We start from the raw sequence: 21,438 nt of genomic DNA, 5'->3' as shown, positions 1-21,438 counted from the left end.
CTTTCGCGGCCGAAAGAGGTGGCCACGGCGGTTCGAAGCGGCTATGCGTCCAAAGCGGCGAGGAGGGCGGGGTCGAATGGGTCCGATTGAGGCTTTCGGGACGTGGCGACGTCCCACTCCATCTTGAGGTTGGCCGCCCATTCGCGACCCTTGCCCTTCGCCCAGACCGCGGGGTAGCGGGACCGCATCGACTCGTCGGGCACCCCGACGGCGTCGACGCCGACCTGACGGCAGATCGCGATGGCCCTGGCCAGGTGGTAGTCCTGGGTGACGATCGTCAGCTCGTCGACGCCGAAGACGTCGCGGGCGCGAACGCAGGAGTCGTAGGTGTCGAAGCCCGCCTCGTCCTCGAAGATGCGCTCCGGCGGGACTCCGCGGTCCTCGAGGTATCGGCGCATCATCGTCGTCTCGTGGTTGGACCTCGCGAGGTCGTCTCCGCTGACCAGAAGGACGCTCACCTTGCCCCGTTCGAAGAGGTCGGCGGCGACGTCAAGCCGCGCGGCGAGGAAGGCCGACGGTCGGTCGGCGTGCGTGCGCGCCCCGAGCACCAGCCCGACGCCGCGCTCGGGAACGTCGTCGGGCGCGTACACCCTCCCGGCAGCCAGCGAGGCCACCCGCGCCGCGGATACCCCGACGGCAATCAGCCCGACGAGGACCCCGACGCCCGCGGCGACGAGCACGGTCATCCAGGTCGGTCTGCGCATGACCGCCATGGGACTCAGTCGCGGTGGGCCAGGTACCAGCTCACGAGCGACTTGGTCGATCCGTCCTGGCGGTCGAGGGCCTCGGCGTCACCGAAGACCGCAGGCGCGATCTCCATAGCGAGCTTCTTGCCCAGCTCGACACCCCACTGGTCGAACGAGTCGATGCCCCAGACGATGCCCTGAACGAACGTGATGTGTTCGTACAGCGCGATCAGCTGGCCGACGACCGACGGCGTCAGCGCAGGCGCCATGATCGACGTCGTCGGCTTGTTCCCCGCGAAGACGCGCGCCGGGACGATGGCCTCCGGCGTTCCCTCGGCACGCACCTCGTCGGCGGTCTTGCCGAACGCCAGCGCGGCGGTCTGCGCGAAGAAGTTCGCGAGGAAGAGGCCGTGGACGTCCGCGTCGCCGTCCTTTGTCGGGTGCGCGGGGTTGGCGACCGCGATGAAGTCGGCGGGGATGAGCCGCGTGCCCTGGTGGATCAGCTGGTAGAACGCGTGCTGGCCGTTGGTGCCGGGCTCGCCCCAGAAGATCTCGCCGGTGTCGCTCGTGACCGGCGTGCCGTCCCAGCGTACGGACTTGCCGTTGGACTCCATGGTCAGCTGCTGCAGGTAGGCAGCGAAGCGATGCAGGTACTGCGCGTAGGGCAGGACGGCGTGACTGTGGGCGCCGAAGAAGTTGACGTACCAGACGTTGAGCAGACCCATCAGCAGCGGGACGTTGCGTTCCGGTGCCTCGTTCAGGAAGTGCTGATCGACGGCGTGGAAGCCTGCGAGGAAGTCGTGGAAGCCGTCCGGTCCGATGGCGATGACGACAGGGAGCCCGACGGCGGAGTCGACGGAGTAGCGCCCACCGACCCAGTTCCAGAAACCGAAAGCGTTGACCGGGTCGATGCCGAACTCGGCGACCTTGTCCAGCGCCGTCGACACCGCGACGAAGTGCTTGGCGATCGCGCCGCGGCGGGCCTCGTCGGTGTCGTCGATGACGTCGCCGTCGATCAGCGTGCTCAGGAACCAGTCGCGCGCCATGCGGGCGTTGGTCAGAGTCTCGAGCGTGGTGAACGTCTTGGAGGCGACGATGAACAGCGTGGTCTCGGGGTCGAGGTCGGCGACCTTCTCCGCGCAGTCGGCCGGGTCGATGTTGGAGACGAAGCGGCAGGTCAGCCCCTCCTGCACGTACGGGACCAGCGCCTCGTAGACCATGACCGGTCCGAGGTCCGAGCCGCCGATGCCGATGTTGACCACCGTCTCGATGCGCTTGCCGGTGACGCCGACCCACTCGCCCGAGCGGACCTTCTCGGCGAAGGCGTACATCTTGTCGAGCACCTCGTGCACGTCGGCGACGACGTCCTGGCCGTCGACGACGAGCTCGGCGTCGCGGGGCAGGCGCAGCGCGGTGTGCAGCACGGCGCGGTCCTCGGTCACGTTGATGTGCTCGCCGCCGAACATCGCGGTCCGGCGTCCCGGCAGGTCCACCTGGTCGGCGAGCCGCAGCAGCGCGGCGACGATGTCCTCGGTGATGAGGTTCTTGGAGAGGTCGACGCGGAGGTCTGCAAGGTCGAAGGTGAACTCCTCGGCGCGGCGCGGGTCGGCGGCGAACCAGGCCCGGAGATCGGGCGCGAGGGCGTCCTTGAGCGTGTGCAGGTCGGCCCAGGCAGCGGTGGTGGTGGCATCAACCGGTGTAGTCATGGCCACAGCCTAATTACTACCGGACGCTCAGGTGCACATGGTCGTAATGATTGGCGGTCGCGCCGCCGCGGTCCGACATCGAGCGCCAGCCGTCACCGGACCGCTGTGTCGTCCAGATCTTCTGCTCATAGATGACCTCGACCACGCCGAGCGAGCCGGCGTTCGCGCGCGCCCACCGGGCTATCTCCCAGCCGGCCTCGCCCGAGATCATGATGTCGATCGCGCGTCCAGAGCCGTGGTATCCGCTGTCGCCTGGGCGGTAGCCGCCGTAACTCCGCACGGCCGGGAACTTCGCGCACACCGCGCGCAGCACCGCCGCGGTGCGGGAGGTGAGGTTCTTCTCCAAGCCGCCCGCCTTGGGGCAGGTGGCCGACGAGAAGCCGGAGTCCTTCGAGCCCTTGCGGGACGCGCGGTCCGTGCGCCGTTCGGGCTTCGGCTTCGTGTCGGTCAGGAAGCTCGCCTTGACCCATCCGGCGCGATCGTTCCAGACCACCTGACGCCAGCCATCGATGACGCGCTCGGTGATGACGACGGTCTCGCCCTGGCCGACAGTGGTGCGCACGTCGTGCTGCGGCCCAGGACCGCGGCGCACGTTGACGGCACTCTTGGCGTACAGCTTGCCGTCGGTCTCGCCCAGCTTCGCATAGCCGGCGAGCGCCGCCTTCCTCTTCTCATCCTTCGCCTTCGCCCTTGCGGCGCGGGCCTCGTCCCGTGAGGCCTTCGAGACCTTCCCTTGCTTCGGCTCGGCCTTCTTCGCCGACGGCGTCGCCGAGGCCGTGGGCTCCGGCGCCGCCGGGAGCGTGGGTGTCGACGGCTGCGGCTCTACGGGAGTCGCGGCGGCCAGCGGCGGCTGCGTCTGTGTCTCCGACCGCGAGGGCCTGAGCAGCCGCTCGGGGGTGAACGTGGTGACCGGGATGACGACGACGTCGGGATCGGCCCGTTCGACGCTCCCCTTGCCCAACGGGAGCAGCGCGCCGCCGACGATGAGCCCGACGACGGTAAGGGCGGCCAGCGGTGCCAACACCAGTCGGACGGCGCGGGGACGGGCCGCCTGTGGGTCGCCTCTGCGGGGGCTCGTGTGCGTGGGCAGCTCGACGACGGCGTCCTCTTCCACCTCGGCTGCGCGTCGGGCTGAGACCACCACGACCCCTTTCCTGAGAAATTCTCATCTCAGCTTAAGCCTCGGGTTCGACGTTCTCAAGCCTCGGGCACGAACGCGTCCGTTACTGTTCGCTTCGGAAGCAGCGAGGATCGGGAGGGCTCATGGAGGTGACTACGGCACGAACCGCGTTCGCGGCTGTCCTCGGCGCGTTGTTTTTCCTCATCGGCCCCCTCACTGCGCGGGCTGCGGGATCAGACCTGGACGCCACATTCTCCCGCGACAACGGAAAGGTCACGGCGCGCGGCCAGCTGTCCAGTGACGGCGCCCCGCTCCCCGGCGAGCCGCTGCTCCTCTTCCTCGACGGCGACGAGGTCGCCAGCGGGAACACGGGCAACGGCGGCACCTACGCCCTCAGCCTCCGTATCCCGGATCAGCTAGACCCTGGAACGCATCGCGTCGAGCTGCACTTCGCCGGCAACGAAACCGCTGAACCCGCCCGCGCCGACTACCAGTTCGAGGTCGAGGCCGAGCCCGAGCCCGAGCGACAACCGCGCGTGCTGCGGCTCCGCGCCGAGGCCCCCAAGGCGGCGACCAATGGCGAGGTCATCACCCTTGCCGGCTCCCTGCGCACCGAGGACGGCAAGGCGGTGGCGCGCGCCGGGATCGCCCTCTACGACGACGGCGGCGAGGCGGAGGAGTCGTACACGCTCACCAACAGCAACGGCCACTTCGAGACGTTCTACGCGATCCCCGAGGCCCAGCCCGACGGCGCGTTGATCCTCAGGCTCGCGTTCCGCGGCACCGACGCCCTCGCGGCCGCTTCGACGAACGTGAGGATCGAGATCGAGTTCACCGACGTGGCGCCGGAACCGACCGATCCCGCCGAGGAGGTCTCCCCGTCCCCCAGTCCCGAGTCCGAGGAGCCTTCACCGTCGGCGCCGGCACCCAGCCCATCGCCGTCGGCTGCTCCTATCGAAGCACCCGGCGCGAACGACGGCTCGCTCGGGTGGTACCTGCTGGCGTTGGGCGCGGTCGGCACGCTGGTCGTCGGCGCGGCGGCCGCGGTCATCGTCCGCGCTCGGATCCGGGAGCGGCCCGTCATCGACGACGATTCCGCGGGGCTCGGCGTGTTCGATGACGAGCCGGAGGCTCAGATCGGCCGCCACGGACTACCGCCCGAGGACTGACCGCACAGGCCTCACTTCTTGTTGACCGCCACGAACGATGCGCAGCGGTCGCGGAGTTGCCCGAGCGACCCGCCCGAGTATGCGTCCCCGAGCAGCGTCGCCTCGACGCCCACCGCCTGGGCACCCGCCTTCAACCATTCGCCCGCCGCGTACGCCCCGATGCCGCCGAGCGCGATGACCCGGTCGATGAGGCCCAGCTCCGCCAGCCGTGAGGCCATGGAGTGCCCCGTGACGTCCGCGGGGTAGAGCAGGGCCCGGCCGTCGGGCAGCGCGAGCGCCGCGCGGACCTCTGTGGGGGTCATGGCGGAGCCGTGGCACGGGAGGCCCACCTCCTTGGCGGCGACGGCGACCTCCGCGGAGGCGACATCGGCGAGCACGAACCGGGCACCCCGTTGCGCGGCGAGCCGCGCGCCGTCGGCGTCGGCCACCCGCGTGGCACCGAAGACGGCCCGCGCCCCGAAGATGAGGATCAGGTCAGGGAAGGCCTCGCAGGACACGGGCAGCGCGAAGCCGGTAAGGCCTTGCTGGATCAGCACCTCGACGACGCCGACGTGGTCGTCGAGCGGGGCATCGGGAAGGCTCACGAAGACGCCGGAGGGACACAACTGATCGGACACGGTTGGCATGATACCGATGCTCCGGGCAGGCTGCCGAGGCTCAGCCGACGGCGCCCTCCCACTGCCAGCGCGCGTCGCGGGTGTCCACCGTCGTTCCGGTCTCGGCCGCCTCCTCGATGGCGAGTCCGAGCGCGGCGTCGTGCATGGCCTCTCGCAAGGGATAGGGCGCGGGCGCCCGGCCGGCCGCCCACTCCCCGGTGGCGGCCATGAGCGCCGCCATGGCGATCTCCTCGTCCATCAGGCGGTGTCCGAGGAACGGGTTCTCGAACAGGAACTCGCCATCCAGGTGGATGCCCTCGGTCTCGAAGCCGTCGAGGTTGAGGTCATGGCCCAAGTGCGAGCGCACCAGCGGTGACGTGACGATCCGCCGCGGGCCGGTCATCCGGAGTACGGAGTCGTTCTCGATCTCACCCCGCGTGCCGCGGATGAGGATGCGCCGGTGCCGGAGGCGGTTGTGCCACTGGTTGTCGGTGAAGTCGTAGACGCCGAGCCGGTCGCCGAAGTCCAGCGTGGCGATCGTGGTCGCAGCCGGGTGCGGCTGCTGGTCGTCGGTCCAGCCCGCCCGGCTCAAGGGGTCGACGAGAGGCGCCTCATGACGCGTGGCGCGGACGACCGCGGGCTCCTCGCCGAGGCCCAGCAGACCCCTGATGAGGGAGACCGCGTGATAGCCGTGCGTGGAGGACACGTGCACGGAGGTCGGCTCGCCGATCACCCCGCGTCGAACGGCCGCCAGGCGCGCCGCGTGGCCGGGCATGAGCAGGTACTGCTCGGCGACCTGCACCTGTTCCGGCGCGTCGAGGCGGGCCCACATGCGTCGCATCCCGTCCATCGTCGGCGCCGGCGGCGTCTCGGCGAGGACCTTCGCGCCCGCGGCTACGACCTCCGCCGTGACGTCGGCGTTGCTCTCGGCAGACACCGACACGACGACGAAGTCGGGCGCGGCCCCTCGCACCAGCTCCGCGGGCGTCGCATAGGCGGGGGCGCCGTAGGCCGCGGTCAGCCGCTCGCGCGCCTCGGGACGGCGCACGCTCACGCCGACGAGGTCGAAGGTCTCCTTCAGGGTTGAGGCCAGCCGCAGGAAGAACTGCGCCCGCCATCCCCCGCCGACCACGCCGATGCGGTGCACCATCCTCTGCCTCCATTGCCGCGCTCAGGACCGGATAAACGACGAAACCCCAGCTGTCCCGGTTCTCGTCCGTTTCAGCTGGGGTCAAACTGTGCGCGCGAGAGGAGTTGAACCTCCACGCCCTTGCGGGCACTGGCACCTGAAGCCAGCGCGTCTGCCATTCCGCCACGCGCGCAGTGGGCCTCGCGGCCCGAGTAGGAACACTAGCATCGAGTTCAGCGGTGAGCCAAAAGCCCTCAGGGACCCCATCGTTCGGATGTAGCGTCATGCCATGCGCGTGGCCTTCATCTGTCTTCATACCTCCCCCGGCGAACGGGCGGGCACCGCCGACGCCGGCGGCATGAACGTTCTCATCCGGGCGCTGGGACGGGCGCTGCGCGCGAAGGGAGTCGACGTCGAGTTCTTCACGCGGCGCTCCTCCCCCTCCCTTCCTGACTCCGAGGTGCTCGACGACGGGACACTCATCCACTACGTCTCGGCGGGACCGGCGACGCCGCTGCCGAAGGGCGAGATCGACCAGCACATCGACGAGTTCCGCGCCGGCCTCGGCTCGCTGGACGGGTTCGACGTCGTTCATTCGCACCACTGGATGTCGGGAGTGGCCGCGCTGCCCCTTGCCCGCGCCGCGGGCATCCCGCACCTCATGACCTTCCACTCCGTCGCCGCACATCCGAACTCGTCGCTGCGCGACGGCGAGCCGCCCGAGTCACCGGCGCGGCTCGCGGGTGAGATCACCTGCGCCACCGAGTCCGACCTCGTCATCACGGTGTCGCGGCACGAGGCCGCCGTGGTGATCGGCCGGTGCCAGGCCGATCCCGAGCGAGTCCTCGTCGTACGCCCCGGGGTCGACATCGAGCTGTTCCGCCCCGCAGCTCCGGGCGAGGCCTGGGCACCCGACGGTGTCCGCCCCGGCTACGTTCTCTTCGCCGCACGCCTCCAACCGCTGAAGGCGCCGGATCTGGCGATCGCCGCCGTCGCCGGGCTACCGGAGGGCGGGCGGCCGGACCTCGTGCTCGTGGGTCAGGCACCTGCCGATCTCGCCGGCTACGAGGCCGACCTCCACAGCCTCGCGGCATCGAAGGGGACGCGGGTAGCCTTCCTCCCCGGCCAGGACCGCGAAGGCCTTGCGCGGCTGCTGCGACACGCGAGTGTCGTGCTCGTGCCTTCTTACTCGGAGACCTTCGGCCTAATCGCGTTGGAGGCTTCCGCGTCGGGAGTCCCGGTGCTGGCCGCAGCCGCTGGTGGCCTGACGGAAGCGATCTGCAACACGCACACCGGCCTGCTCGTGCCCACACACGAGCCGAGCGACTGGTCCGAGGCGCTGGGATCGCTGCTGGGCGATCCCGGGCGCCGCGCGGAGATGGGCGTGACGGGCCGACGGCGCGCGGAGGAGATGACCTGGGCGCGAGCGGCGGAGCAGACGCTCGCCGCGTACCGGAAGGCGGTCGCGGCGGGGAGGGTCATCGCCGTCCTGCACGCGCATCCCGACGACGAGACGCTGGCCTCCGGCGCGCTGATCGCCCATTGGACCGATGAGGGCATCGAGGTCACGGTGTTGACGGCGACGCGCGGCGAGATGGGCGGTGTGGTGCCCGGCCCACTATCCGCGCTGGAGGGCACTCCCGAGCTGGAGATCCGCCGCGAGGCGGAGTTGGCGGGTGCGCTGGCCGAACTCGGCGTCCGCCGCCATGCCTACTTGGGCGCCGCGCCCGCCCGCGCGGGCGGAGAGCCGCGACGATACCGAGACTCGGGCATGGCGTGGGTGACCCCCACGGTCGCCGGTCCTGCCGAGGACTCCGCACCGGATGCGTTCTGCAAGGCCGACGTCGCGGAGGCCGTCGCGGACACCGTCGCGTTCCTACGCGCGACGGGTGCCTCGTTGGTGGTGAGCTACGACGACGACGGCGGGTACGGACATCCCGACCATGTACGGATGCACGAGGTCGCGAAGGCCGCGGCTGAAGAACTCGGGCTGCCGTTCGCGGCGCTCACCGCCCATCGGGAGCTGGCCACGCGTTGGTACGACTTGGAGGATTCCCTTCCTCGGGTCGCCGCCGCCTTGCGCCACCACCGCACGCAGCTCACGGTCCACGATGACGGCGCCACCATCACCCACTCCGGCGGCCAGACCGAGCCGATCCTCACCTCCACCGGCCTGATCACCGCTGGTTGAGCCGACCCGGGCGGGCGATAGGGTGGCCGACATGCGTCTCCTGCTCATCCGTCACGGCCAGACTCAGTCCAACGTCAATCTGGAGTTGGACACCGCCTTTCCCGGCGCGCCGCTGAACGAGAAGGGGTTGGCGCAGGCGGAGGCGCTCGTCGAGGCCCTGGCCGACGAGCGGATCGACGCGCTGTACTGCTCGACGTTGACGCGCGCGCAGCAGACCGCGGCGCCGTTGGCGGCCGCCCGCGGGGTGGAGGCGGTGATCGTCGACGGCATCCAGGAGATCGCCGCGGGTGTCGAGGAGATGAGCACCAACTGGCGGCCGTACGTCGAGATGCTGCATTCCTGGTCGCCGACGAACCTCGATGTCGGCCTGGAGGGCGGGGAGACCGCGCGCGAGTTCGTCACACGGTTCACGAACGCCGTCGCGGCGATCGAGCAGGCGGGAGACGAGCACGTCGCGCTGGTCAGTCACGGCGCCGCGCTGCGCGTGTGGGCCCTCACGCAGGACCCGTCGATCGGCCTCGGTCTCGCGCCGCACCTGGATAACACGCAGTGGATCGTGCTGAACGGCTCGATGTCTGCGGGCTGGAAGATCGAGCGCTGGGGCGACACCTTTCTCACCTGACACCCCCACGGGTTGAGCCGCCAACCCCTGCACGGAGTCGCAGCGGATCTCGCTCAAGCAGCCCCTCGACCCGGTGGGCCGTGCCGGTTTTCCAGAAACGCCGCGTTGACCCGGTCATACACTTGAGTCCCATGGGCAAGGTTGGCGTATTCATCAAGACGGCGAGCGGGATCCTCGCGACGTCGTTGGCGCTGTTGACGGCGATGCGGGAGAACCCGCAGATCGCCGAGGGCATCGATTCGGCCATCGAAAAGCTCAAGAAGGCGACCAACTCGCAGAACCCGAAGCTGCGGTTCGACGCGAAGCTCGCGGCCATCGATGCCGCGGCTGACGCCGTCGAGCAGACGTTCCCCGGCTCGGCCGAGCCTGCCGGGTGGCGGCGGCAGGCCCAGGCATTGCGCATGCGCGGCGAGCTGGCCTGGCACTCCAACACCGGCGGGCACCGGCGCAAGGCGATGAAGGCGCTCAACGCAGAGACCGCGGAGGTCCTCGCCGGCGTCAACGCCCGCTTGATCGATCTCCAAGGCGTCGGCTCCCCCGAGCTAGATGCCTAACGTGGCCCCTACCCCGTTGATCCTGCGCGGGCAGCGGTTCGACGCCTCCCGACCCGCAGTGATGGGGATCGTCAACCGCACGCCGGACTCGTTCTACGCGCCCGCGCGACATGCCGACGGCGACGCCGCCGTGGTGCGCGCGGTGCAGATGGTCGCCGAGGGCGTCGGCATCGTCGACGTCGGGGGCGTGCGCGCGGGGCAGGAGGGCGACTGGGTCGGCACGGCAGAGGAGATCGACCGCGTTCGTCCCGTCCTGGTCGCGCTGCGCGAGCGGCTGCCGAACCTGATCCTCTCCCTCGACACCTGGCGGGCGGAAGTGGCCGACGCGTGCGCGGGTCTCGTCGACCTCGTCAACGACACCTGGCAGGGCGCCGACCCCGCGCTCCTCGGCGTCGCCGCAGCGACCGGCGCGGGATACGTCGTATCGCACACCGGCGGGCTGCCGCCGCGCACGGACCCCGTCGATGTCGACTACGGGCCGGACGACGCCGTGGTCGAGGACGTGCTCCGGGTCCTCCGCGACGGCGCCGCGCGCGCAGAGGCCGCCGGCCTGCCTCGCGAGCGCATCCTGGTCGACCCGACGCTGGACTTCGGCAAGACGACCCTCGATTCGCTGGCGCTCGTGCGGCACACGGCCCGCGTCGTCGAGCTCGGCTATCCGGTGCTGCAGGCGATCAGCCGCAAGGACTTCATTGGCGAGACGCTCGACCTCCCCATCGACGAGCGCCTGGAGGGCACGCTCGCGGCCACGGCGATCGCGGCCTGGCAGGGAGCGACGGTGTTCCGCGCCCACGACGTGCGCGCGACCCGGCGCGTCCTCGACATGGTGGCAAGCATCCGCGGCGATCGTCCGCCGTCGCTCTCCCTCCGCGGTCGGCGTCGGGCTGGCTGATCGGCCGCGCGTTCATTGGTTTCGACACGGTCCCGGCGCTTCGCGCGAGGGAACCGGCTTAACCAGCGGTGGGCGACTCTTCCGGTTCCGGAAAACAATACGCCCGAGGGTGTCGTCGGCTATTCCGCCCCCCAGGTCCGCGGCGGACACCCCTCGACTACTGTTTGTCGCAGGGTTGAAAGCCCGAAGAAAGACGGAGACCGATGAGCGATCAATCTACGAGTGCGGCCGACATCAGCCTGGCCGCGGACTTCGAGACTCCCTCCCAGGCGGACTGGGAGAGGGAGGTCTTGAAGGTCCTCAACCGCAGGCGCCCCGAAGGCAAGGAACTGGGCATCGAGCAGGCGTACAAGCGCCTGACGAGCACCACTGTCGATGGGCTGAGCATCAAGCCCCTGTACACCCGCGAGGACGGCCCGGAGGAGCTCGGCTACCCCGGCGTCGCCCCCTTCACCCGCGGCACGACCCTGCGCGACGGCGAGATGGACGCCTGGCACGTTGCGCAGCTGCACGAGACCCCCGACGCGGCGGAGACGGCGCGCAACATCCTGGCCGATTTGGAGCGGGGCTGCACCGCGGTCTACCTGCGGATCGACCCCGACGCTGTGGCAGTCGGCGACTTCAGGAAGGTGCTGGACGGCGTCATGTTCGACCTCGCGCCCGTGCTCCTGACCAGCCGCACGCAGCAACTCGACGCCGCCAAGGCGCTAGCGGCTATCTTCGAGACCTCGCACCACTCGGACCTCATCGGCGGCAACCTCGGCGTCGATCCCATCGGTGCCGCGGCCCTCGCGGGCACCGCCCCCGACCTCTCGGTCCTCGCCGAGGCCGTCGAGCTCGCAAGGCCGTACCCGAACGTCACCCCGATCGTCGTCGACGCCACGGTGTACAACAACGCGGGCGCCGGCGACGTCCACGAGCTCGCGTACGCGATCGCCGTCGGCGTCGAGTACGTGCGGGCGCTGATCGACGCGGGGCTCACCCCCGACGACGCGTTCGGCCAGATCCTGTTCCGCGTCAGCGCGGGCACCGACCAGTTCCTCACCATCTCCCGGCTGCGCGCGCTGCGCGAGCTGTGGTCGCGCGTCGGCGAGGTCCTGGGCGTCACCGAGGCCAAGCGCGGCGCCGTCCAGCACGCCGTCACCTCCGAGCGGCAGCTCTCGCGCGACGACACCTACGTCAACATGCTGCGCGGCACCATCTCCTGCTTCGCCGCCGCCGTCGGCGGCGCGGAGATCCAGACGGTGCTGCCGTTCGACACCGTGATCGGGCTGCCCGACGAGCTCGCCCGCCGCATCGCGCGCAACACGCAGATCGCGCTGGCCGAGGAGTCCAACATCGGCCGCGTCAACGACCCCGCCGGTGGCGCCTGGTTCGTCGAGTCGATGACCCAGCAGCTGGGCGCGAAGGCGTGGGAGGTCTTCCAGGGCCTCGACGCCGAGGGCTTCGTCGCTGCTCTGGCCGACGGCACCGTCGCGGCGCAGCTCGACGAAGTCAACGCCGCCCGCGCGAAGGGTCTCGCCACGCGCAAGATCCCGCTGACAGGCGTGTCGATGTTCCCGAACTACACCGAGACGCTGCCCACGCGCCAGGCCCGGCCCGAGGCCCCGGCCTACGGCGGCCTGACGCTGCGGCGCGACTCTCAGGTCTTCGAGGACCTCCGCGACCGTTCCGACGCGGCGCGCGCCGCCGGCAACGGCCCGAAGGTGCTGCTCGCCTGCCTGGGCGCCCGCCGCGACTTCGGCGGCCGCGAGGGCTTCACGTCGAACCTGTACCACGTGGGCGGGATCGAGACCATCAACGCCGAGGGCACGACGCCCGAGGACTTCGCGCGCCGGCTCACCGAGGCGGGCGCGAAGGTCGCGGTGCTGTGCTCGAGCGCGAAGGTGTACGCCGACCAGGGCATCGCCGTCGCCGAGGCGCTGCGCGCCGCCGGGGCCGAGCAGGTGCTCGTCGCCGGCCAGATCGCGGAGCTGGGCGAGGGCGGCGAGGCCGCCGTCGACGGCAACGTGTTCGACGGAATGAACGTGGTCGACCTCCTGACCACCACGCTGGAGAAGTTGGGAGCCTGACCATGACCATCCCCCGTTTCACGGACGTGCCGCTGGGCGCGAGCATCCCGGCCGACGCCGCCGAGCAGTTCGACGCGCTGAACGCCGCCGTCGGGCATTCCGCCGGGTGGCAGACGCCGGAGCACATCCTCGTCCCGACGCTGTTCACGGACAAGGACCTCGCGGGCCTCGACTTCCTGAACACCCGCCCGGGCATCCCGCCGTTCCTGCGCGGCCCGTACTCGACGATGTACGTCAACCAGCCGTGGACCGTCCGCCAGTACGCGGGCTTCTCCACCGCCGAGGAGTCCAACGCGTTCTACCGCCGCAACCTGGCCGCCGGCCAGAAGGGCCTGTCGATCGCGTTCGACCTCGCGACCCACCGCGGCTACGACTCGGATCACCCGCGCGTGACCGGCGACGTCGGCATGGCGGGCGTGGCCGTCGACTCGATCCTCGACATGCGCCAGCTGTTCGACGGCATCCCGCTCGACCAGATGTCGGTGTCGATGACGATGAACGGCGCGGTGCTCCCGGTGCTCGCGCTCTACGTCGTCGCCGCGGAGGAGCAGGGCGTCAAGCCCGAGCAGCTCGCCGGGACCATTCAGAACGACATTCTGAAGGAGTTCATGGTCCGCAACACCTACATCTACCCGCCGCAGCCGTCGATGAAGATCATCGCCGACATCTTCGCCTTCACCTCGGCGAACATGCCCCGGTTCAACTCGATCTCCATCTCCGGCTACCACATGCAGGAGGCGGGCGCGACGGCCGACATCGAGATGGCCTACACCCTGGCCGACGGCGTGGAGTACATCCGCGCGGGCGAGTCGGTGGGCCTGAACGTCGACCAGTTCGCCCCGCGCCTGTCGTTCTTCTGGGCGATCGGCATGAACTTCTACATGGAGGTCGCGAAGATGCGGGCCGCACGCCTGCTCTGGGCGCGCCTCGTGCGGGAGTTCGGGCCGAAGAACCCGAAGTCGATGAGCCTGCGCACGCACTCGCAGACCTCCGGCTGGTCGCTGACCGCGCAGGACGTCTACAACAACGTGGTGCGCACCTGCATCGAGGCCATGGGAGCGACGCAGGGTCACACCCAGTCGCTGCACACCAACGCGCTCGACGAGGCCATCGCGCTGCCGACGGACTTCTCGGCCCGCATCGCCCGCAACACCCAGCTGTTCCTGCAGCAGGAGTCGGGCACGACCCGCACCGTCGATCCCTGGGCGGGATCGGCCTACGTGGAGTCGCTGACCAAGAAGCTCGCCGACAAGGCCTGGAGCCTGATCCAGGAGGTCGAGCAGGCCGGCGGCATGGCGAAGGCCATCGAGGCGGGCATCCCGAAGATGCGCATCGAGGAGGCCTCGGCCCGCACGCAGGCCCGCATCGACTCCGGCCGCCAGCCGGTGCTCGGCGTCAACAAGTACCAGCTGGACAACGAGGATCCCCTCGAGGTGCTGAAGGTCGACAACAAGGCGGTGCGCGAGGCACAGATCGCGAAGCTCGAGCGCCTGCGCGCCGAGCGCGACGAGGCCGACACCCAGGAGAAGCTGGAGCGCCTCACCTGGGCCGCGGCGAATCCGGATGCGACCGATCCGGACCGCAACCTGCTGAAGCTGGCCATCGACGCGGCGCGCGCCAAGGCGTCGGGCGGAGAGATCTCCGACGCGCTGGAGAAGGTCTACGGGCGCTACACCGCGCAGATCCGTACCATCTCTGGTGTGTACAACCAAGAGGCAGGCTCGAACGAGTCGATCAAGACCGCCGCCGGCTCGTCGAGGAGTTCGAGGCCCGCGAGGGTCGTCGTCCCCGCATCCTGATCGCCAAGATGGGCCAGGACGGCCACGACCGCGGCCAGAAGGTCATCGCGACGGCGTTCGCCGACCTCGGCATGGACGTCGACGTAGGCCCCCTGTTCCAGACCCCCGAGGAGGCCGCGCGCCAGGCCGTCGAGTCCGACGTGCACGTCGTGGGCGCCTCCTCCCTCGCGGCCGGCCACCTCACCCTGGTGCCCGAGCTGCGCAAGGAGCTGGACAAGCTGGGTCGCCAGGACATGATGATCGTCGTCGGCGGCGTCATCCCGGCGCAGGATTTCGACGAGCTCCGTGCCAACGGGGCCGACGCCATCTACCCGCCCGGCACGATCATCCCGGAGTCCGCCGTCGACCTGCTGGAGAAGCTGCTCGCCCAGCTCGACGACTGACCACCCCGGATCGCTAAGAGGGAGGTTTGGTACCAAGCTTGGTACCAAACCTCCCTCTTAACGTTGGGGCGGGAGGCGCACCATCTCTGTGCGTTTTGGGCGTTTTCTACTACAATGGCTCCATGCACGGAGCAATCGCACACCACCAAGCGGAGCGCCTGCGTGACCAGCTCATCGAACTGGCCGGCATGCACGACGCGGGCAAGACCTCGCCCGCATTCAGAGCCTTCTTCCGCGTGGTGGACGTTCTCGAGTCGAGCCCGGATGCGGTCATCCTTCCCGCAGATGAGTTGTTGAGCACGCAGGAGGTCGCGGAACTGCTGGGAGTCAGCCGCATGACGGTCGTTCGACTCGTTGAGAAGGGTGAGCTGGTCGCTGAAGGCGGGGGAACTCATCGGCGCATCGCCGCCTCCGAGCTGGCGCGTTACCGCACGGCAACCGCGGCAAGACGGCGCTCCGCGCTCGAGGCTCTTGCGCGTGACATCGGCGTCGACACCCCGCCCGATCAGATCGTGCGCACGAGGTGAGCCCGCCCGCGCTGGTGCTCGACGCCTGCGCCCTCATACCCATTCGGCTGGCCACAACTCTGCTGTGGCTCGCCGAAGCACGGCTCTTTCAGCGATCGAGCAGATGAACTGCGATCCGAAGGACCGCCATGTGCTCGCAGCCGCGGTCCATGCGGGCGCCGTCGGGATTCTCACCTTCAACGTGAGGGACTTTCCTCGACAGGCCGTCGAACCCCATGGCATCGAAGCGGCCCACCGTTCCCCGGTTCTCGGCTCTAGGGATCGCTACGACAACGCCCGACCCATAGGCTGTCGTTTGCGCACGACGGTCACACGATCAGCACTTGATCTTCGACGGCTTCGCCTTCACCGTGCCGGTGTTCTTGCACAGCTTGACGCCCTTCTTGCTCAAGCCGCTCTTGATCTTCTTCACCGTCGACTTGTTGAAGCCGTTCCACTGCATGTGCATCAGGACCGTGTCGCCCTTGCGGGCGTTGTTCACGACGTAGCTGACCAGCTGCGAGCTGCTCTTGCCGCGCCAGTCGTTGGTGTCGACCGTCCAGGTCCAGATCTTCATGCCCACCGCGGCATAGGCCCTCTTGGTCGTCGCGTTGTAGGCGCCGTACGGCGGGCGGCCGTAGGTGGTGACGACGCCCGGCTTGCCGAGCTCCCTCTTGACGCCCGCGTAGCTGAGCGTGCGCAGGTCCGGGTGCGTGATCGAGTGGTTGAACACGTAGTGGCCCATCTTGCGGGCGTACTTCGCGTCGAACTTCCCGGCCTTGATGCAGTTGCCCGTCGGGAACAGCGCGACCCGGACGCCCATGTCGCTGAACGCCTTGACGGTCTTCTTGAACGACGACAGCGACTTCGGGCAGTCGTCGAACGTCAGGATCACCTTGTTCGACGTGTTCGGCCCGCGGCTGATCGAGTAGCCGGCGGCCTGCGCGGGCGCCGTCGCGACCCCGGAGGCGACGACCAGGCTGAACGCGAAGAGAAAGACGGCGGCGAAGCGTGGCACGCGCATGAAAAGACCCCTCCCAGTGGTGTTACAGGAAACCTACCCGCGGACGGACCCGGCGGCCAGGGGGCACGCCCCCGAACGATAGGGTGAGACGCATGCGTAGGTTGAGCGTGCCGGAACTGGTTGACGGGATCGAGGCGGGCAACCGCGGATACATCGCGCGGGCCATCACCCTGGTGGAGTCGACGAAGCCCGCCCATCGCGAGCAGGCCCACGAGCTGCTGCAGCTCCTCGCACCGCGCACCGGCAACGCGTTCCGCGTCGGCATCTCCGGCGTCCCCGGGGCGGGCAAGTCGACGTTCATCAACGCCATGGGGCAGAAGCTGATCGAGGAGCGCGGGCACCGGGTCGCCGTCCTCGCCGTCGACCCCAGTTCGTCGCGCACCGGCGGCTCCATCCTCGGCGACCGCACCCGCATGGGCGAGCTGGCCACGAGCGATCAGGCGTTCATCCGCCCCTCCCCCTCCGCGGGGCACCTGGGCGGCGTCGCCCGCGCCACGCGCGAGTCGATGCTGGTGCTCGAGGCCGCCGGATTCGATGTCGTGCTGGTCGAGACGGTCGGCGTCGGACAGTCGGAGGTCGCCGTCCACGGCATGACGGACACGTTCCTCATGCTTCAGGTGGCCCGCACCGGCGATCAGCTGCAGGGCATCAAGCGCGGCATCCTCGAGCTGGCCGACGTCATCGGCATCACGAAGGCCGACGGCGACAACCTCCAGGCCGCCCGGGTCGCGGCCCGCGAGCTGGCCATCGCGATGAAGCTCATCACCTCCGACAACAGCAAGCGCCGCGCCCCCGTCCTCACCTGCTCCAGCTACACCGGCGAGGGCCTCGACGAGGTCTGGGACGCCGTCACGAAGCACCGGGCGGACCTCGAGGCGACGGGAACCCTCTCCGAGCGGCGGAGGAACCAGCAACGCGACTGGCTGTGGAACCTGGTCCGCGACGAGCTGATGGAGACGCTGCGCACCGCGCCCCAGCTGCGGGAGACGGTCAGGGCGGTGGAGGCCCGGCTGGCCGACGAGTCGCTGAGCGCGATGGAGGGGTCGGAGACGATCCTGCGCGCGTTCGCCGACGCCACCCCCACCTTCCACTGGGCGAAGCCCGCGAACTAGGAGCGAGCATGTCAGACCTCCCCCTCATCAACGCCCTGGGGTGCGCCGTCGGAATCGACGACGCCGACCTGCCCGCCGAGCACGGCGCGGAGATCAGGCGCGCGTGGACCGGGGCGGCCTCCCAGCTGGGCGATCCCCTCCCGGTCGCGCATCTCACGGTCACGCCGGCGAGGGGGCCGGTGGCGGAGAGCCTCTCCTCGCTGTCGCAGTCGGTGACCCTGGCGGCGATCGAGGCGCGCCGCGGGCAACTGTGGATGATGCATGCCGCCGGCGTCGCCGACGAGGAGGGCCGGGTGATCGCGCTGATCGGGCCGTCCGGGCAGGGCAAGACGACCGCGGCCCGCACCCTCGCCACCGCCTACGGCTATGTCTCCGACGAGACGGTCGGCATCGAGGCGGACGGAACCGTCGTGCCGTACCGGAAGCCGCTGTCGGTGATCGTGGACTCGAAGTGGGTGAAGAAGCAGTGCCCGCCCGAGGAGCTGGGCCTCCTTCCCCTTCCCGGGGCTCGCCTGCGGCTGGCCGCCATCGTGCTGCTGGATCGTCGCCCGGACGGGCCCGACGCCGCCGTCGTCGAGGACTGCGACCTCGGGGACGCCCTCCCGGAGCTCGTGGCCCAGACCAGTTATCTCGGGGACATGCCCGCGCCGCTTCGGACCATCGCCGCTCACGCGGTGGCCGTGGGCGGCGTGCGGAGGGTCGTCTACCGCGAGGCGCGTACCCTCGCGGCGGCGCTCGAGCCGCTGTTCCGGGATGCGCTGCCGGTGCAGATCGCCGCGCCGACGACGTCGGCCGCTCGCGTCGCCGACGCGCCCGGGACGTACCGGGGAGCGCACCTGGACGCCGTCCCGCTGAACGACCCTGACCGCATCGCGCTCCTCCAGCCCGAGTTGGACGGCGGCTCCACCTTCCGCCTCGTCTCCGGGATCGGCCCGGCGCTGTGGCGCACCGCCTCCGGCGCCTCTCTCGACGAACAGACGGCCGCCGCGGCCGAGGCCTACGGGGTTCCGGAGGGCGTCGATGTCCGGGCTGCCGTCGCGTCTGCCGTCGACGCCCTCGTCGAGCAGCGGGTACTGGTCACCGAACCGACCTGGAGGATCCGCGACGACGTCGCGGTGACCGGCGAGGGGAGCCGCTTCGTCGCACTCTCCCTGGCCGACCTGCAGCATCCCACCCCCTTCGCGATGGAGAGCTCGGCGGCCACGATCTGGGATGTGCTGTTCGTCTCGCGAGGCCTCACCGCCACCCACCTCGTCGAGGCCGTGGCCAGGAGGGTGGGCGTCGACGCGGACGTGGTGGACACCGACGTGCGGGCCTTCCTCGAATCGCTGGAGGCGAGGGCCCTCGCCGAGCGCGTCGCCCCCTGACCGCGTCGGCCCTGAACGACCGCTCCTCAGGCCGTGGGGATCGCCCGGCACACCCGGGAGGGGGACTCCCCTAGATGCGGGTCAGGACACGTCGGGCGTGTGCGCCCGCTGCGCCTGGGTCGACGCGGCGGGCGTCGAGGCGGCCGGCGTCGGCAGAGGCTGCTCGTCGGGAAGGACGGGCTCCTCGCCGGAGGAACGGTAGTAGTCGCCGGTGTACTGGTAGCCGTAGTAGGCCGACCCCGCGCCCTTGCGAGGCACCCGGTTGAGGACCACGCCGAGCGCGCGTCCTCCGGCACGATCCAGGTTGCTCTGCGCCTTCTGCAGCGCGTCGATGGTGGTCTTGCCGACGGTGGTCACCAGGATCGCGCCGTCCGTGTTGTGGCTCAGCACCGCGGCGTCCGTCACGGGGATGAGCGGCGGGGCGTCGATGATGACGTAGGCGAGGCGGGCGAGGTCCTCCACCAGGTCGTGCATGCGCTTGGACCCGAGCAGCTCGCTGGGGTTCGGCGGGAGCTTTCCCGCGGCGACGACGACGAGGTTCCGGTGCGGTCCGACGAGCTGGGTGACATCCTTGATGGCCGCGCGCCCCGCGAGCACGTCGGTGAGCCCGACCTCGCCCGGCAGGCCGAACACCTTCGCCACCATGGGGCGACGCAGGTCGCCGTCGATCAGCACGACACGCTGGCCGCTGGCCGAGAGCGTGATGGCCAGGTTCGCGGCCGTGGTCGACTTGCCCTCGCCGGGCAGGGCGCTGGTCACCACGAAGGCCCGCGGCGGGTTGTCCACGTCCAGGTACTGGATGTTGGTGCGCAGCTCGCGCATGGCCTCGGACACCACGTGAAGGTCGGCGCCCTTCTTGCCCGAGGATCGGCCTGTTCCGCTGAAGGGGATCAGCCGCTGCTCCGGAGAAAAGCTCTTCTCGTCCGGAATGGTGCCGATGACGGTGAGGCCCGTCTCGCTCTCCACGGCCTCAGGAGACCGGACCCTGCGGTCCAGGGTGTAGCGCAGGAACGCATAGGCGGCACCCAGGGCAAGACCGATGATCGCACCGATGGCCAGAGCGAGCCGGGTGTTCGGCGACGTGGGAGATAAGGGCAACCGCGCCGAGTCAGCGGCGTCGAGGCGCATCTGCGGGTCTCCACCGTCGGCGGGCGTCTCGATTCGCTTGATCTCGACCTGCATCCCGCGCACCCACGCAGCTGCGAGATCTCGGGCGCTCTCCGGGGTAGGTCCGGTCGCCTTGACCTGGATGACGACGGTATCGACAGGGTTGGTCACGGTCACCCGCCGCACGAGAGCTTCAGGGGAGTCCTTGAGTTCGAGCTCGGCGATGGCGTGTTCGGCCACCGAGCGCCAGCTACCTAGCTCCACGTATGACTTCACCCGCGAGAGGGCGAAACTGTTACCCACCATGCCGGAGGTGCGGTCTTGAGAGTCCGTGGCCGCCACGACGATACCGTTGGCGTCAGCCGTGTAGACACGCGGCTGAACGAGCGCCCACGCCAGCGCAACGCCAACACTCAGCGCAACGATGGCAACAATCCCGAGCCAATGGGCGCGCCCAATGCGCAGGTAATCGCGTAGTTCCATCTTTCCCCCTTTTCGGAGCAGATTGCCCTCGTTGGTATCAGCACGGCCAATTGCCAGAAGCTACCGCGCAGAGCGCGCAAGAGCGGGCACCTTGCCCGACACACGCCCTAGCGCAGCAACTTGAGGCGGGCCTGAAGCCTGTCGGGTCCGCCACCATGAAGTCTCACCTCGCGCGCAATGAGGGGGCAGGATCAAGAGATCCTGCCCCCTCATTCGCAACATGGAAAGTCGCCGTGCATCAGCAGGTGAAGCTATCCGTCACGAGACGAAGCTACGTTCAGACTAGGCGGGGCCCATGCGACCCGTCGCGGACTCACCCGCACCGGCGGGACCGTTGCTCGTCACCGTGTAGGTACCCGGCGTAGCAGAGCGGAACAGGATAACGACACTCGTCGCTCCGCTATTGGGAGTGATGATCCCACCGGAGATGGTGCCGCCCGTGATCGAGGCGATAACAATGTCATCCCAGGGGAACGTCGAAGCGACGGTGAAGGTCTGGCCGTCCGGGAAGAACCCGTCCAGTCCATTCGCGTCCAGACCAGTAAGCGTGATCCGCGCGGCATTCGCGAGGTTCGCCTGGCTGCCAGCGCCGACGAACACGCCGACCGCTTCCTCCGGCTCCACCACGCTCGCGGCGGCCATCGGAACGGCGGCTGCGACAGCAACGACCGGTGCGGCCCAGGCGGCACCCTTCATGACAGTACGACGGCTGGTGCCCTGCGGCTCCAGGTTCTCCTGAATCTCATCCATAACGGATATCCTTCCCAATTCGAATCTACGTTGGCGCGTCTCGCGACCCAGCTCGAGCCTGCCACCAGGGGGTAACATGATGGCGTTCAGTTGGAACCCTAGCAGCACGAACGCCCCGCAACAAAGTTGGGGGTCGATGCGCGGGCTCCGCGTGAGACGAGGCCCTCATG

Annotated in this window: 17 protein-coding genes, 1 tRNA gene and 1 pseudogene; 10 read left to right on the top strand and 9 right to left on the bottom strand. The window is 69.6% G+C overall.

The window, feature by feature from the left end; all coding sequences use genetic code 11:
- Positions 1 to 41: 41 nt before the first annotated feature.
- Genes IPJ61_RS15955 through IPJ61_RS15945 form a run of 3 tightly spaced genes read right to left on the bottom strand, consistent with a single transcriptional unit; the run spans position 42 to position 3,536 of the window.
- A complete protein-coding gene (locus IPJ61_RS15955; RefSeq protein ID WP_297109789.1) occupies positions 42 to 704 on the bottom strand; it encodes a SanA/YdcF family protein in 663 nt (220 codons plus the stop codon).
- Between the two features lie 14 nt (positions 705 to 718).
- On the bottom strand, positions 719 to 2,392 hold the full coding sequence (pgi, locus tag IPJ61_RS15950; RefSeq protein ID WP_297109786.1) for a glucose-6-phosphate isomerase: 1,674 nt from the start codon (positions 2,390 to 2,392) through the stop codon (positions 719 to 721).
- Positions 2,393 to 2,408: 16 nt separating this feature from the next.
- A complete protein-coding gene (locus IPJ61_RS15945) occupies positions 2,409 to 3,536 on the bottom strand; it encodes an SH3 domain-containing protein (RefSeq protein WP_297109782.1) in 1,128 nt (375 codons plus the stop codon).
- A 119-nt stretch (positions 3,537 to 3,655) separates the two neighbouring features.
- On the opposite strand from IPJ61_RS15945, the gene IPJ61_RS15940 reads away from it, so the two are divergent.
- Positions 3,656 to 4,681, top strand: a complete 1,026-nt coding sequence (locus tag IPJ61_RS15940; protein ID WP_297109778.1) for a hypothetical protein — start codon at positions 3,656 to 3,658, stop codon at positions 4,679 to 4,681.
- An 11-nt stretch (positions 4,682 to 4,692) separates the two neighbouring features.
- Here the strand turns inward: IPJ61_RS15940 and IPJ61_RS15935 are convergent, their stop codons facing one another.
- The 3 genes from IPJ61_RS15935 to IPJ61_RS15925 form a co-directional block, all read right to left on the bottom strand.
- The gene (locus IPJ61_RS15935; protein WP_297109775.1) at positions 4,693 to 5,298 is read right to left on the bottom strand and encodes a beta/alpha barrel domain-containing protein; all 606 of its coding nucleotides are present in this window, start codon (positions 5,296 to 5,298) and stop codon (positions 4,693 to 4,695) included.
- Between the two features lie 40 nt (positions 5,299 to 5,338).
- Positions 5,339 to 6,427 (bottom strand): Gfo/Idh/MocA family protein, encoded by a 1,089-nt coding sequence (locus tag IPJ61_RS15930; protein ID WP_297109773.1) that lies wholly within the window; start codon positions 6,425 to 6,427, stop codon positions 5,339 to 5,341.
- Between the two features lie 89 nt (positions 6,428 to 6,516).
- Positions 6,517 to 6,599 (bottom strand) — tRNA-Leu (locus IPJ61_RS15925).
- 96 nt (positions 6,600 to 6,695) lie between these two features.
- Between IPJ61_RS15925 and IPJ61_RS15920 the strand changes: the two genes are divergently transcribed.
- The 7 genes and pseudogenes from IPJ61_RS15920 (at position 6,696) to IPJ61_RS15890 (ending at position 15,446) form a co-directional block, all read left to right on the top strand.
- Positions 6,696 to 8,597 (top strand): glycosyltransferase, encoded by a 1,902-nt coding sequence (locus tag IPJ61_RS15920; protein WP_297109770.1) that lies wholly within the window; start codon positions 6,696 to 6,698, stop codon positions 8,595 to 8,597.
- Positions 8,598 to 8,628: 31 nt separating this feature from the next.
- Positions 8,629 to 9,219, top strand: a complete 591-nt coding sequence (locus tag IPJ61_RS15915) for a histidine phosphatase family protein (RefSeq protein ID WP_297109768.1) — start codon at positions 8,629 to 8,631, stop codon at positions 9,217 to 9,219.
- A 131-nt stretch (positions 9,220 to 9,350) separates the two neighbouring features.
- Positions 9,351 to 9,773: a hypothetical protein gene (locus IPJ61_RS15910; protein ID WP_297109765.1), complete on the top strand. Its 423-nt coding sequence runs from the start codon at positions 9,351 to 9,353 to the stop codon at positions 9,771 to 9,773.
- A 1-nt stretch (position 9,774) separates the two neighbouring features.
- Positions 9,775 to 10,665, top strand: coding sequence for a dihydropteroate synthase (folP, locus tag IPJ61_RS15905; protein WP_297109762.1), 891 nt, complete (start codon positions 9,775 to 9,777; stop codon positions 10,663 to 10,665).
- A gap of 203 nt (positions 10,666 to 10,868) precedes the next feature.
- Complete coding sequence (gene mutA, locus IPJ61_RS15900) at positions 10,869 to 12,737, top strand: methylmalonyl-CoA mutase small subunit (protein ID WP_297109759.1); 1,869 nt, start codon at positions 10,869 to 10,871, stop codon at positions 12,735 to 12,737.
- Positions 12,738 to 12,739: 2 nt separating this feature from the next.
- Positions 12,740 to 14,919 (top strand): annotated as a pseudogene (scpA, locus tag IPJ61_RS15895) (methylmalonyl-CoA mutase).
- A gap of 122 nt (positions 14,920 to 15,041) precedes the next feature.
- Entirely contained in the window at positions 15,042 to 15,446 is a 405-nt protein-coding gene (locus IPJ61_RS15890; protein WP_297109756.1) for a helix-turn-helix domain-containing protein, read from the top strand.
- A 316-nt stretch (positions 15,447 to 15,762) separates the two neighbouring features.
- Here the strand turns inward: IPJ61_RS15890 and IPJ61_RS15885 are convergent, their stop codons facing one another.
- Entirely contained in the window at positions 15,763 to 16,449 is a 687-nt protein-coding gene (locus IPJ61_RS15885) for a polysaccharide deacetylase family protein (RefSeq protein WP_297109753.1), read from the bottom strand.
- Between the two features lie 92 nt (positions 16,450 to 16,541).
- Here IPJ61_RS15885 and meaB point away from each other — a divergent pair, with 92 nt between their 5' ends.
- Entirely contained in the window at positions 16,542 to 17,561 is a 1,020-nt protein-coding gene (meaB, locus tag IPJ61_RS15880) for a methylmalonyl Co-A mutase-associated GTPase MeaB (RefSeq protein ID WP_297109750.1), read from the top strand.
- Positions 17,562 to 17,569: 8 nt separating this feature from the next.
- Positions 17,570 to 18,928, top strand: a complete 1,359-nt coding sequence (locus tag IPJ61_RS15875) for a PqqD family peptide modification chaperone (protein WP_297109746.1) — start codon at positions 17,570 to 17,572, stop codon at positions 18,926 to 18,928.
- Between the two features lie 81 nt (positions 18,929 to 19,009).
- On the opposite strand, the gene IPJ61_RS15870 is transcribed toward IPJ61_RS15875, so the two are convergent.
- Positions 19,010 to 20,518 (bottom strand): tyrosine-protein kinase domain-containing protein, encoded by a 1,509-nt coding sequence (locus IPJ61_RS15870; RefSeq protein WP_297109743.1) that lies wholly within the window; start codon positions 20,516 to 20,518, stop codon positions 19,010 to 19,012.
- A gap of 282 nt (positions 20,519 to 20,800) precedes the next feature.
- Entirely contained in the window at positions 20,801 to 21,268 is a 468-nt protein-coding gene (locus IPJ61_RS15865) for a hypothetical protein (RefSeq protein ID WP_297109739.1), read from the bottom strand.
- Positions 21,269 to 21,438: the final 170 nt, after the last annotated feature.

The organism is Tessaracoccus sp. (assembly GCF_016714275.1).
Lineage (GTDB): Bacteria > Actinomycetota > Actinomycetes > Propionibacteriales > Propionibacteriaceae > Arachnia.
The sequence above is the reverse complement of the archived record's forward strand: the minus strand, read 5'-3'. Positions and strand labels throughout refer to the sequence as shown.